At 41.7% G+C, this 13,114-nt stretch carries 15 protein-coding genes; all 15 read right to left on the bottom strand.

The genetic code is table 11. The features are described from left to right. Window positions 1–259: 259 nt before the first annotated feature. A complete protein-coding gene (locus QNH28_RS26235) occupies window positions 260–757 on the bottom strand; it encodes an LURP-one-related/scramblase family protein (protein WP_042192030.1) in 498 nt (165 codons plus the stop codon). Between the two features lie 468 nt (window positions 758–1,225). Beyond that, window positions 1,226–1,408: a hypothetical protein gene (locus QNH28_RS26240; RefSeq protein ID WP_283909164.1), complete on the bottom strand. Its 183-nt coding sequence runs from the start codon at window positions 1,406–1,408 to the stop codon at window positions 1,226–1,228. A 43-nt stretch (window positions 1,409–1,451) separates the two neighbouring features. Beyond that, window positions 1,452–1,955 (bottom strand): hypothetical protein, encoded by a 504-nt coding sequence (locus QNH28_RS26245; RefSeq protein WP_283909165.1) that lies wholly within the window; start codon window positions 1,953–1,955, stop codon window positions 1,452–1,454. Window positions 1,956–2,088: 133 nt separating this feature from the next. Then, window positions 2,089–2,439 (bottom strand): DUF6678 family protein, encoded by a 351-nt coding sequence (locus tag QNH28_RS26250; protein WP_283909166.1) that lies wholly within the window; start codon window positions 2,437–2,439, stop codon window positions 2,089–2,091. A gap of 267 nt (window positions 2,440–2,706) precedes the next feature. Beyond that, window positions 2,707–3,621 carry a phosphotransferase gene (locus QNH28_RS26255; RefSeq protein WP_283909167.1) on the bottom strand — a complete coding sequence of 305 codons (915 nt, stop codon included), beginning with the start codon at window positions 3,619–3,621 and terminating at the stop codon, window positions 2,707–2,709. A gap of 136 nt (window positions 3,622–3,757) precedes the next feature. After that, window positions 3,758–4,246, bottom strand: a complete 489-nt coding sequence (locus tag QNH28_RS26260) for a DUF2199 domain-containing protein (protein WP_283909168.1) — start codon at window positions 4,244–4,246, stop codon at window positions 3,758–3,760. A 215-nt stretch (window positions 4,247–4,461) separates the two neighbouring features. Next, window positions 4,462–5,127: a Type 1 glutamine amidotransferase-like domain-containing protein gene (locus tag QNH28_RS26265; RefSeq protein ID WP_283909169.1), complete on the bottom strand. Its 666-nt coding sequence runs from the start codon at window positions 5,125–5,127 to the stop codon at window positions 4,462–4,464. Between the two features lie 106 nt (window positions 5,128–5,233). Continuing rightward, a complete protein-coding gene (locus QNH28_RS26270; RefSeq protein ID WP_349655077.1) occupies window positions 5,234–5,734 on the bottom strand; it encodes a cysteine hydrolase family protein in 501 nt (166 codons plus the stop codon). A 104-nt stretch (window positions 5,735–5,838) separates the two neighbouring features. Continuing rightward, a complete protein-coding gene (locus QNH28_RS26275; RefSeq protein WP_283909171.1) occupies window positions 5,839–6,744 on the bottom strand; it encodes an NAD(P)/FAD-dependent oxidoreductase in 906 nt (301 codons plus the stop codon). A gap of 260 nt (window positions 6,745–7,004) precedes the next feature. Continuing rightward, window positions 7,005–7,838 (bottom strand): aldo/keto reductase, encoded by an 834-nt coding sequence (locus tag QNH28_RS26280; RefSeq protein WP_283909172.1) that lies wholly within the window; start codon window positions 7,836–7,838, stop codon window positions 7,005–7,007. Window positions 7,839–7,879: 41 nt separating this feature from the next. After that, on the bottom strand, window positions 7,880–8,446 hold the full coding sequence (locus tag QNH28_RS26285; RefSeq protein ID WP_283909173.1) for a TetR/AcrR family transcriptional regulator: 567 nt from the start codon (window positions 8,444–8,446) through the stop codon (window positions 7,880–7,882). Window positions 8,447–8,656: 210 nt separating this feature from the next. After that, the gene (locus tag QNH28_RS26290; RefSeq protein ID WP_283909174.1) at window positions 8,657–9,622 is read right to left on the bottom strand and encodes a glycoside hydrolase family 43 protein; all 966 of its coding nucleotides are present in this window, start codon (window positions 9,620–9,622) and stop codon (window positions 8,657–8,659) included. 53 nt (window positions 9,623–9,675) lie between these two features. Beyond that, on the bottom strand, window positions 9,676–10,530 hold the full coding sequence (locus QNH28_RS26295; protein WP_042192048.1) for a carbohydrate ABC transporter permease: 855 nt from the start codon (window positions 10,528–10,530) through the stop codon (window positions 9,676–9,678). Then, on the bottom strand, window positions 10,520–11,506 hold the full coding sequence (locus QNH28_RS26300; RefSeq protein WP_283909175.1) for a carbohydrate ABC transporter permease: 987 nt from the start codon (window positions 11,504–11,506) through the stop codon (window positions 10,520–10,522). Before QNH28_RS26300 ends, QNH28_RS26295 begins: the two co-directional genes overlap by 11 nt. A gap of 62 nt (window positions 11,507–11,568) precedes the next feature. Next, the gene (locus tag QNH28_RS26305) at window positions 11,569–12,975 is read right to left on the bottom strand and encodes an ABC transporter substrate-binding protein (RefSeq protein WP_283909176.1); all 1,407 of its coding nucleotides are present in this window, start codon (window positions 12,973–12,975) and stop codon (window positions 11,569–11,571) included. Window positions 12,976–13,114 lie beyond the last annotated feature (139 nt).

The raw sequence follows: 13,114 nt of genomic DNA on the forward strand, positions 1-13,114 counted from the left end.
CCATATCTAATGAATTTTCCCTGTTTATGATTATAGGCTCCAACCTTTTCCCGGTCAATGCATCTTTTAGGCTAAAAACATAAAAATTTAATGGTTTAAATACAAAAGTTCAATCGTTTTCATTCATCAGTTGTTCGAGGCATATTAAAATCTTAGATTACCGCTATTTATAGAACTAGGCTCTATACTTTCGTAACTATTCTAGTATGATTTTATGAAATATTAATTCCTTAAATATATTATTTGGTATGTCCCTAAATTAAATCGTCGCTGATGAGGAAGCAGTTGCTTGGTCAGCTTTTACACAATCAATTGCGACAACGAACGCAATTATGATTGCCTCCATCTCCTCATTTAGTATTTGAACCTTGTAGCTATCACCCCAAGTGAACCACTCCTTATTCACTTTACCTATGACTACACCATGCTGCAAGACCTGAAAATCCATGTCCCACCAGTTACCATGTACCTCAATGTCAGCCGCATCAATCGTATAGCGTGCTTTAAAGAAAGAAAACTCCTTCTTAATCGTTAACACCTCTCGGCCATTGACCTCAACAAAAAACTTCGGTAAAAAACTAAATACCTTCTTCGTAATAAGTGCGACTTCATCTCTTGTTGTATTCATAATGGAGAACGTCTTTGGTATTTGCATAAAACTGCCCTCTACATAATAGACATCCTGCTCCTGCTGATTCTTTACCGTAAATTTACCACTTAGACTGAATACCTTCTGCTTTATATAAAGTTGCTTCATTCCAATACCTCCTTCGATATAAGCATATTATTAAAGCGCAGATTTCATCATAGATCTTAATAGCGATAGCCACCTAACCATGAACTACCTTTCGTTAACCCTCTCATTATTGAACTATAGTTTCCCATTAGTTGAACCGAATGATTGTAAAAACTTGGGTGAAAACTTCTTCGTACTTACTTACCCATTACTTTCGAAATCAGTTCTCGGGATTATGTACTTTAGTCACCCATCCGTGTTCTCAATGGTTCTAAAACTTCCGTTTATGATACGGAAGACCCTCGCCTTCTTCGCAATACTGTTTAAGACTGTACAAAAAAATAGCCCAGTATAGTTACATACGCGATAAAATGAGGTCACTTCCTCCCAATTCATCTGACGAAAAATGATTGAAGTCTTCCCGTTTTTTTCCTTCATATCAAAAGAAATTGTCGTACCTATCCATTCTGGATCTGAATCAACACACTGCTACAAAATCTTTTTTTCGGGAACAAGCTCATCAACTCGCATCTTTGTTAAACCTTTGCCGCCGAATCGAAACTCATTTATACAACCAATCTGATCATTGACTATTAGTTCATTTGTCCATATTTCTGAAAGTCCTTTTGCAGTGGTTAATGCTTCATATACCGTTGAAGCTGGAACATTCACGGTCTGGAAGTGCTCGATATTTGCACAAACGTTTCCCGCTAGTTTAACGCTTCATGTATTTTATTCTTTTCCATTCGTCTGGAACATGAAGCCATAGTGCTGGTGTCAAGCATTCGCTAAAACGTTCATGATAAGAATATTCTCTAATATAATTCCATACAGCTTGATTTATTGAATGTATTTCGTCTTTGGTTACTACACCTGTCTGCAAATTGTTGTATTCACTTTCAGCAATTTCAAAAGTTTCGTAATCAAGCCCCACCTCACTATAATATCCATCACAGCAGGTGCACTTGGGCCCGCCCATGCCATGAGGACAACCATGATTTTTTTTATTTTCGTCTGAACAATGACACCACCAAGTTACAGCGTTAATTGCTATCCCTGCATTCGAAATTTCCTCAATTAACTTTTCACTTAACTCATACTTCGTAATAATGTCAATGTAACCTGAACCGACAGGATAAGATTGATGTTTCTCTAATAAAGTCTCAATTTTATTTTGCAACTCTTTATCATTTTTTCTTAAGTTTTCTAAATACTTCATGAGAAAGCAACTCCATATACAACCATTCTATCATTATATTATCCTGCCCGTTAGTTGAATAAAGGCAGCTGATCGCGTTGACTGACGGCTGCCTAATCGTATTTGAGCTAACGCTACCCATTGGTGTAATTACTCAAATATAATCAATGAATTCATTAGTTTTGTTATATCCATAAATTATGATGGAGTCGGTAGTTACTTCACCTGGAACATGTATTTTTTTCAGGATTTGAATTAAATCAGTTTTTATCAAGTCATCTTCAGCATGAATTTCTAACCACTCAATAAATTTGTAGCCACCATCTGAAAAATGGTAATACCACTCTCCATCCCAAAGGCTGATATAGCCAGTATCAATGTCTTTAGTCCTCCATTTGGTTGGAAAAGCATAGTTGAGCATTGCTTGTCTTATTTCTTCCCATTTTGTGTTGTTCATTAAAGGTTTTAGTTCATTTGAATCCATATATTCACCTTTTTCTCCCATCAGTACTGCAAGTGTTTATTCCAGCTTATCATTTTCTCTTGTACAAAACTGCCCGTTAGCAGAACAAAGCTGCCGATTCAAGTCGGCAGCTTCGTTCTGGTGTTATTGAGCTATAGTTTCCCATTAGCGCAACGACTTACTCTGTTGAATTTCGTGTTCCTCAACATAAAGCGGCATCAGAGAAGGCGAATCGTACCTTATCGCGGCCTTTAAACGACAAAATGGTGCCGATAGCCATAGCCCCATAGCTGCAACGAAATAATGAGCCTAATCCGACAGTGCTCGCATGATGTTGGATTTCGCCTCTGCCGCAATCGCTTCATTCCCGTCATCGACCGCTTGCATCAAGATCAGTACGGGGATGTATACCGCGATCAGCCGCGCCAGCAGCTTCGTTTCCTCGTCCGCTCCTCCGTAAGTTTCGAAAAACACGCCGCGAGCGTAAGGTGGTAAAAAGCTGTAAGCAACGCTCAAATCGCAAGCCGGATGGCCTACGCTCAGATCGCCCCAATCAATGATTCCGGAAACGATCCCGTTCTCATTCACAAGCATATTTTTGAAATGAAGATCGCCATGTAGCAGTGCATTCACCGCCTCGACACGGTCCGTTTGCAGCCTGCTAATATACGCTTCGATCACACCGGACTCCTCCGGCGACAAGTGTTCAACCACCTTCGATAGAAAGCCCTCCAATTTCACTTTGCGCGATGCTATGTCCGTCAAGCTTCGATGATCTTGCTGAACTCCGCACTTCAGCGCCGCTTGCACCGGAAACTCATGCAATCTCCGCAAAAATTTCGCCAGCGTCTCTGCCGATAAAGCCCGGCGTTCTTCCGTCAAACCGATGGGAAAATCTCCTGGCACGTAGGCATAGCCAAGAAATGGTGCCGGGTATTTGTCACTTGCTTCGCCATAAAACAACGGTTTCGGATAGGGGATGGTCATATATGCCTCCAGCTTCGGCAGCAGCTTCCCTTCCATACGAATCGAGCCAACTGCAATCGTTCTTCTTGGAAACCGGAACACGTACTCGTCACCGATGAGAAAAACCGTATTGTCCCAGCCCCAGCCCAATCGCTTCACTTGCTTCGATGACAGCTGAGGGAATTGTCTGCCGATCAGCGTCCGCGCCTGCTCTTCGTTAACCTCCCACTCCGCATCCCATACATTCGTTCCTCCCATGAAATGTCTGCCTCCTCGTTCCTTACTTTATTAAGACGTTTACATTCTCTGGAAGTTACGCATAACTGCCTGTTAGTTGAACAAATAAAAAATGGCTGCCGAAGCAACCGCTATTCCACTAATGTGCCCCGCTAGCTTAATCGACATGATTTATTAAATGAGCAATTTCTTTAACTCTCTCCATTGTAATTCCTTCTCTTTGTTCAACTGCAAGTGGATGATTCGTTTGTTCTAATTCTATTAACGGAACAGCACCAACTTCTTGTGTATGTACCATTGTCTTTAACGATAATGTAGTTATTGGATATATTGAAAGTTCAGTCGATAACCAACCAAAATAAGGTTTTTCAGCTTCCCTTCCTTCTACGTGCAATAATTCATTAGATTTCAAAAAGTTTTCTTCACTAAGAGAAACCCAAACGCTCCATATAAATTTCTCTTTACTATCAATTATTGGTATTTCAATATGTCCTCTAATAAAGAAATGCTGTTCATCAATTACACAAAAATCCCTAATTAATTCTGTTCTTTGCTCTTCTGGTACAGTGTAAAAATAATATGGTGCTTCACTTCCGTAACATAAAGGAAGTTCACTTAATTCGTTGTTACAATGAGGGCATTTCATGTTTTCTTCTCCTTATAGTTTCTCGCTGATTTCTTATAACGTCTTATTCGCGAAATTACTGAGTTATCCTGCCCTTTACTTCAATAAAAACGGCAGCTAGCATCTGCCTAACATAGAAAGACCGCCATTGAAGGCGGTCTAAAAAATTTATCATTTCTGCCCAACAATAAGTCCTGGGGATATTAAAAACCTGAGATGATTCGCTGTAAGCCTAATTAGAGCGTCTCAACCAATTTCTGAATTTTTGAGCGGGAAATTAAATATAAAGGACCCATTATTTCTATTTTGCCGTCCTTTACACGTATAGCGCTCTCCTGTTCTGCCGCATAAACATCAATCTCTTCAGACAAGGGGGACAGGTAGCCTTGAACAAACTTGGCGTAGTCGCGTTGAGAATGAGATTCATAGGCAAAATGATCAAAGCCAATACCATCATAAATAGTACTTGTTTCAACTTCATCAGTGTTATTCAAGCTTAACCATTTTGCAGACATGTTTAGCGCACCGGCGCTGGCACCCAGTATAACGGCATTGCTGTTCTTAATAACATTTGATAATTCATAATCCGCCAAGAAATCGTTCTGCAAAACAGGATACCCACCGCATAAAAAAATGACAGAAGCGTTGTGAATTATTCGCTGGGCATCTTCCTTCTGCATGCGGTAATCAATGAAATGATATTCATCAAAAATAATGTTAGCCTGATAGAGCCATGTCCATTCAGAAATATCATCAAAGTTAATTTGCTCATCTGTATAACCAGACGGGTCAGCGCTAATCATAACAAGCGATTTTCTGTCTCGTATATCCTCATGCAAGCAATAGACCAGCTTCTCTGGAAAAAAATTATTAAACCAACTGAAATAGTAGTGAGTACTCAAACTTAATTACCTCCATATGAATTTTTTACAATAATAAAATGAAGTTACATATTAGTTATCTAATACGTAACTCCAATTATTATCATTAGCTTCTATTAGCAGAATCTCAAGCAAGGGTCTCCATTAAGAACTCGATCACCGGGTAAGAGATCATGTGCCGATCACGGTAAATCGAGGTAATAGCATCTGGCCGTGTGCTAAGGATTGCCTTCTGTAAAAGGGCTGCTTGAAAGCCTCTTTCTTGTGCACCGTTAATAGTAAAGGTTACACAATGTTCTGCGGCGAAGCCCGCAACGATGATGAATTCAACACCATGTTCACGTAGCACTTTTTCCAAATCCGTTTTCCAAAAAGCATTAGAGAATTCTTTTGCCATCTGGATATCCGTGGGTGCTACTGTAATTTCCGGTATACTATTTCTTGCTTCTGGATCCGTATCCGCATTCGCCCCTTCCATGTCTTGTATATGGATGACGATTTGGTCCTTCGCACGAAGTAACCCAGACACATGATTAATGTATTCACAAGCCTCACTTACATTTAACTTCTCCATATGATCGTGTAAGAAAAGGTTTTGCATATCAATAATTAGAAATCCAATTTTTATTTTGAACTCCCCCTCTCAGAATAAATATAGCTAGTTTCTATACTAATCTGGATGTAGATTCAGCTCAAGGGAATAAATGACTTAGACTATTTTGTACAACAGCATCATACGTTACGCCATTCCTCTTCATTCAGCTCGTTGTTAATGCCCACCCCAGCTAATGAACCCATAGAAGCGGCAATTATGGCTTGATGAAGATGTGTTGCTGCATCACCTGCACTAAAGACACCTGGAACGTTCGTTTTACCGAGATTATCGACGATGACTGTTCCAGCTTCTGTGATCTCACAACCGATAGCTTGTGGCAAGTCTGATCCGGTAATAAGCTTCGGTCTGAAAAATATCCCCCTACATAGGATACTAGTACCATCCTCCAGCACAACTTGCTGCACCATACCATTGTCAGATTCGATCGACTGAATCGGTGTGTCAAAGACAGGAATGTTATGTTGTTGAAGTTCCTCGCGTTGTGCATCCGTCAAGTCATCAGATCCATTAGTACATATGGTAATCTTTTTCGTCCAACCAGATAACACTTGGGCCATATGCGTTGCATCGGCTCCCTTAACAATTACGACAAGAGGCTGATCTCTTAGCTCCCATCCATCACAATAAGGGCAGATAAAGGCGCTTTTGCCATACACATCTGAGAGCCCCTTAATATCCATCGGAAGATCCTTCATCCCTATGGCGAAGAGCACCTTTTTACTTCGATAGGTTTGACCTTGAACCGTCGTAATTTGAAAATCGCCATCGGTTCCCGTAATCGATAAGGCGGTATCTTCCGCAAAAGTAACGGATGGATAGGCTCGAATCTGCTCCTTCGCAATCCTCCTAAATTCGCTTGGACTTATAGAATCTCTAGTAAGAAAGCCATGCGTTTCTCGAGTAACCCTATTACGTGCACGTCCTTCATCAATAACAACTACGTTTTTTCTTGCCCGACCTAGCACAAGAGCAGCATTTAGACCTGCCGGTCCTCCACCGATAATTACACAATTATGAGTCATACTAATTCTCCCTTTCGCTTTTCAATTTATATTAAAGATATTAAAGATTTTCGTTATCTTTAATTGTTATAAAAAAAAGAACGGATCTTACTCCGTTATTATAATTGTTGCCAGATCCACTATTTTCTTGTTTCTAGATACTAGGATTATTTCATTTAAGTGTCACAATTAAAGACTTTGTGAATCTATAATAACTTTAATGAATCTAAAAGGCAAGGATTTTTCTATTTAATCATTGCCCTCTTAGAATCCCAGCTAAATTACCGCAAAAGTGTAGTAGCCCATAAAAACAGCTTGTTGTCAGGATTAACAAATCCCTTTTTGTTTTTATCTAATGTCGATATTTGTTTCATTTCCTCATCAGATAAACTAAAATCAAAGATCTCCAGATTCGCCTTTAATCTTGCAGGATTAACCGACTTGGGAATAACCCCAACATTGCGTTCAATGTTCCACCTTAGCATAACTTGAGCCGTTGTTTTACCGTGTCCTTCAGCGATGCTTGTTAATATAGGGTTATCGAATAAATTTTTATTTCCATGTCCAAAAGGACTCCACGCTACATGTTGGATATTCTTATTCACCATATAATTATGCAGGTTGGGCTGCTGTAAAAACGGATTCGTATGAATTTGATTTACTGCAGGGACTATTGAGCCATGCTTCAATACATCTTCCAGATGAGATTGTTCAAAGTTAGACACACCAATCGCTCTGATTCTACCCTCTTTGTACAATTCCTCTAATATTAACCAACTCTCAACATATTTTGAGGATGGCCAATGGATCAAATAAAGATCTATATAATCTGTTCCCAGTTTTTTTAAGCTCATTTCGAAAGCCTGTTTCGTTCTTTTACCATGATCTGAATTCCACAGTTTTGTTGTAATAAATATATCCTTTCGATTTACACCTGATTTTTTAATTGTACTGGCAACAAGTTCCTCATTATGATAAAAAGCAGCGGTATCAATATGCTTATATCCATTTCTCAATGCCCAAATGATTGCTTCTTCGTGTTCATTTTTCATTTGGTATACACCCAATCCCACTTTTGGCAACATAACTCCATTATTTAATAGGAAATTTTCCAAAGAATAATCCTCCCATACACTATTATTTTATATCAGCTGAGTCAGTCGATTCTGAGAGCATTCCAGCAACTTCTTTCTATTCCTTCAATAAGCTCTGGAGTCTCGATTATTTTCCCATGTTGAATTTCTTTGAAGAAGCTAACAAATGCACCATAAACAATACAGATTAATGCATTCGAAGGAAGAGTGCTGAATACCCCTCTCTCTTTGCCACTTTCTATAATTCCGACTAAAAAATTCATAAATCCATCAAACACGCTCCGGCTCTTCTCATTTAAATAATATGACTCTGCATGTGAATCTATAAATAGCAGCGCGTATATATTGCTTTTTCCAAATCCGACCATTTGATAAAACACATGACGAAATTGCTCACGAATTTCATTTGAGGATGGAAAATCAGTTTTAATGGTTCCTGAAAACTCCATCACTACTTTTTGAAACAATGAATTAACTAGTGACTCTTTACTTTCAAAATATCGGTAAATTGTACCCGCTCCTACTTTTGCCGCTTCCGCAATCATAGGGACAGTCGTTCCATCATAACCTCTTTTTGCAAATAATTTTAAAGCCGCTTTATAAATTTCCTCTTGCTTGTTTGTAGACAATAAGAGCACCTCTCTTTCTAGCGGAATGAATATTCATTCCTCTTCACAATAAAACTAATTTATAAAAAAAGCAATCAGAATATTAGAAATTATTTCCTGTACCATGAAGATGAACAGACAAATAAGGATGTCTCTGAAGTATTAGCTTCAAGACATCCTTAAGTATAATTTCATAATAAATCCTATAAAAAAAGGAGGCTGTTCTTTCAATTAGAACACTACCGGCCGGATTCTGCCGTCTTCCTCATAATGAAGCTCCGTAAATTTCATACTGCGTTTATGGTCTACGCCGCCAGACAGCGATGCGTCATGATAGAACAAATACCATTTCTCGTTAAATTCCACGATAGAGTGATGAGTCGTCCAGCCAATGACTGGATTGAGGATCGTTCCTTGGAAGACAAAGGGTCCGCAAGGCTTGTCACTCACCGCATAGACGATCTTATGGGTTGTGCCAGTGGAGTACGAGAGATAGTATTTCCCTTTATACTTGTGCATCCATGGACCCTCGAAGTATCTCCTGTCTTCATCACCCGCAAGGATTAAGTTCCCTTCTTCATCAATAATGGAGATCTCCTGAGGGTGAGATTTGAATGACAGCATGTCTTCACTCAGCTCGCCCACCCAAGGACCATAAGCCGGTTCCTCTGGGCGCTTTTCTACCGCATCTTGCTGAAATACACCGTCTTGCCACTTTTCTAATTGTCCGCCCCATAGGCCGCCAAAATACATATAGGCTCTTTCATCCTCGTCCACGAATACAGCTGGATCGATGCTGAAGCTCCCTTCGATATAGCTCTCTTGAGCCTGGAAAGGACCGGATGGAGAAGTTGACGTAGCCACTCCGATGCGGAAAACACCCTCTTTATCCCGGGCAGGGAAAAACAAATAATACGTCCCCTTCCGGTATGCAGCATCAGGCGCCCACATTTGCTTCGATGCCCAAGGCACATCCCGAAGATGAAGTGCCTCTCCGTGATCTACACAGGGGGACGTAGGATCTTCCAAGGAAAAGACATGATAATCTTCCATCGCATATTGGTCACCATTATCATTCGTAGGACCATCATGGTCAATATCATGGGACGGGTAAATATACAGCTTGCCCTCAAATACATGAGCGGAGGGATCGGCTGTATAGAGATGGGTAACTAACGGTTCATTTTTTGTTGCCATAATAGAACTCTCCTCCTCATTGAGACTATGCCTAGATTGGAATTGATTCAGGGTTATTCTTTGACGCCACCAAGTGCTACGCCTGCAATAATATATCTGGATAACAAGAAGTAAACTATAAACAACGGTAAAGCTGTCAAAGCTAGCCCCATATAGATCGAGCCAAACTCCGTTTTGTAGATATCACCTCGGAGCAAGCTTACCATGATTGGCATGGTATATTTCTCCTTCTGCGTCAGTAATATCAGCGGCATAAAGAGGTTGTTCCAGTTGGCAACAAAAGCAAAGATGGCTTGTGTTGCTACTGCTGGCATCATCAGCGGTAAGATGATCCGGTTGAATGTAAAGAATTCGCCAGATCCATCTACGCGCGCTGCTTCCACGATCTCTATCGACAGAGTTGCGAGCAGGTATTGACGCATAAAGAACACCACCGCCGGTGCAGCAATCGCTGGTAGAATCAGAGGAAGAAAATTGTTGGTCCAATGTAATTTATACATGAATTGATAGAATCCGATGGCGCTTGCCTGGGAAGGAATCATCATCACGCACATGATGAAGGTAAAGAATGGCCCCCGTAGCTTCCAGCTGTAGGTGACGAGCCCATAGGCCGCCAAAGACGAGAAATAGACTGTACAGAGGGTAGCAGAACTGGCAATAATAAATGAATTCAGGAACCCTTGAAGCGGATCGAAGCTCTTATCGAGCAGCACTCGCAGGTTGCTCATCATGTGGCTCGAAGGAAGCAGAGAAAGTCCGCTTTGAATTTCCGGTGTAGAGCGTGTGGCATTTACAAACATGATCCAAAACGGCAGGATACTGAGCACCGCCAAAGAGATGCAAACCACATAGATAATTGTCTTGTTGATCTTTCGGTTAACGGTTCCGCTTTTCTGATTATTTGCCATGTGTTACACCTCCCTCACGGGCTGCTATAGCAGCTTTTCTATACTTTTGTTTTTGTATTTTTTTAAGTCTTGACGCATCGCGGTCGCGCATCACATAGAACAGGATTCCAGCCAGTACTGCCGAAATCAAGAACATGATCATACTCGCTGCTGCAGCACGATTGTACATATAGCTGCCCTTGAATGCTTGCCCGTAGATAAACATGGACGTGGTAAGCGTAGAATCGTCCGGTCCGCCTGCAAGGAATAATTGCGGAATATCGAACATGGTCAAACCACCCACCATCGATGTAATCAGTGTGAACAGCAATATCGTACGCAGACTCGGCAGCGTGATGCGGAAGAAGGTCTGAAACCCGTTGGCCCCGTCAATCGATGCAGACTCGAAGAGTGCAGGATTTATACCCATAACGCCAGCAATCAGGACGATCATGGTGTTGCCGTACCACATCCAGAACTGGATGAACGCCACAATCCCCCGTGCTGTCGTCTTATCCTGCAGGAAGAACACCGGAGCGTCGGTCCATCCTAACATTTGAAACAAACTGTTTATAGGACCCATTGGATAGGCGAATAAAGTGCTGAACAACACGGCAATCGTACTCGCTGTGATGATATTAGGCATATAGAGCAGAACCTTGAACAAGCCTTGTCCCTTTATATTGAGACGCTTATTCGTGAACCATGCCGTTAGCAAGAGCGCAAGAAGCATCTGGGGAACGAAGTTAGTAATCCAGAGCAATCCAGTGTTGATCAAAGACTTCCGGAACGAAGGATTATCAAAGAGAAGATCTTTGAAGTTTTGAAAAGGATTATCAAGAATATGGATTGGTTTTGGTATTATTCCTTTCATATCGGTGAATCCAATGACTGCGGTATATAAAATCGGATACAGCGAGAAAATCAGAAATGCCAGGACAAACGGGAAGGTAAAAATATAACCGTATTTCGAATAATTCACATTTTTGCGGCGCATGCTCTCACCTCTTTAGTTGATATGAAGGGGCGGGATTACTCCCCCGCCCCTCCGAATCCTTCTTATTCGCTTTCAATGCCAAGTTGGTCTTTGACTTGTTGCTTAAAGGTTTCGATCGCTTTGGCACGGTCCTTGTTGCCCGCGGTGTATTCACGTACTTGATCACGCCAGAGCTTGTTGATTGTTTCGTCGTACTGGGTCAAGTTTTTACCTGAAGCGTTTGCATTGGCTGGTACAAACACGTCGAACATGTTCTGACCACCGAGCAGTGGAACTTCGCCGTTTGACTTCGACATGACAACGGAGGAAGCAACGCTGTCCTTCGTACCTTGCTCGCCTTCCTTCATGGTACCGTTAGCCCAGTAGTATTGGAGTCCCGTTTCGGAGGTGTCGAGTGTAACCCACTTCACAAAATCCGCAACAGCCTGTTTCTTGGCATCGTCCTTGGTGACGTCTTTGTTGGCAAGCAGCCAAGTACCACCCCAGAAGAAGCCTGTTGGTGGTTCGGAAACAGCCCAGTCGCCATTCGTGTCTTTTACTTGACCGTTCATCACGTAGTTGATGAGCCAAGCAGGACCGAAGAAACCGAAGATAGGTTGGGCTCCAGAACCGGACATATCGGCGTACCAAGCTTCCGTCCAATCCGTTGTATCGTTGTGATAGCCATTATCTTTCAGCTTTTTAGAGAGATCAAGGAACTCTTCGCGCTTCGGATCGATATGAAGCTTGCCGTCAACAATCCAACCCTTGTCAGAGCTGTTCTCGATCGGGTGCCAGATATCACCGTCGCCGGATACGATGCCGTATCCTTTAGCTTTCAGCTTCGCGGCTGCATCGTAGAATTTATCCCAGCCTGGTCCAATTTCATTTTTGATAGTGGCTGGATCGTCGGTTCCAAAAACATCCTTCGCAATGGAGCGGCGATAGATGAAGGCACCGCCAGTCGCTTGATAGCCGAGGGCTTTCAATTTACCATCTAGGCTACCGATATCAACCGAGTATTGTGCGATGCCAGCGTCCTTAACCATTTGGTCATCAAGGCCCAGGTCAGAATAGTTGGCTGCATAGCTGGATGCGTCGCCTTGTGTATACTTGAGCACGAATGCCGATTCAGCTGCAAAAATGTCAGGGGCGTCTTTGCCTCCAGCTGACAGAGCCTGATCAAGAGCAGGCTGATAAGCACCATCAGTGGTTGCAATAACCGTAGTTTTGAACTCAACATTCGCATCAGGATGGGTTTCCATATACTTCTTGGTCATGTTAGGAATTTCGTCCGTAAAGCTCCAGAGATTGATAGTGACTTTCTCACCTGTTCCCTTTGCTGGCGCTTCGGTAGCGTTGGCTGCTGGTGCAGTGGTTGAAGTTGCGCTAGATGAGTTGGAATTTGAGTTCCCACCACATGCTGCGAGTGCAGATGACATCACGAGCAATGTAGAGATCCCCACTAAACTACGTTTCATACTTTTCATATCTTTGCCTCCCCTTTTGTATTATTACTTCGGTTTTTTGTAACCGCATACATAATTATAGATCCTCCAATCCTTAAGCATAAGGACACCCTCTTTAGGAAAACTTCCACTATTTTTAGATTCAGTTCTACGCAACGCA

Source organism: Paenibacillus sp. G2S3, from assembly GCF_030123105.1.
Taxonomy (GTDB): domain Bacteria; phylum Bacillota; class Bacilli; order Paenibacillales; family Paenibacillaceae; genus Paenibacillus_AQ.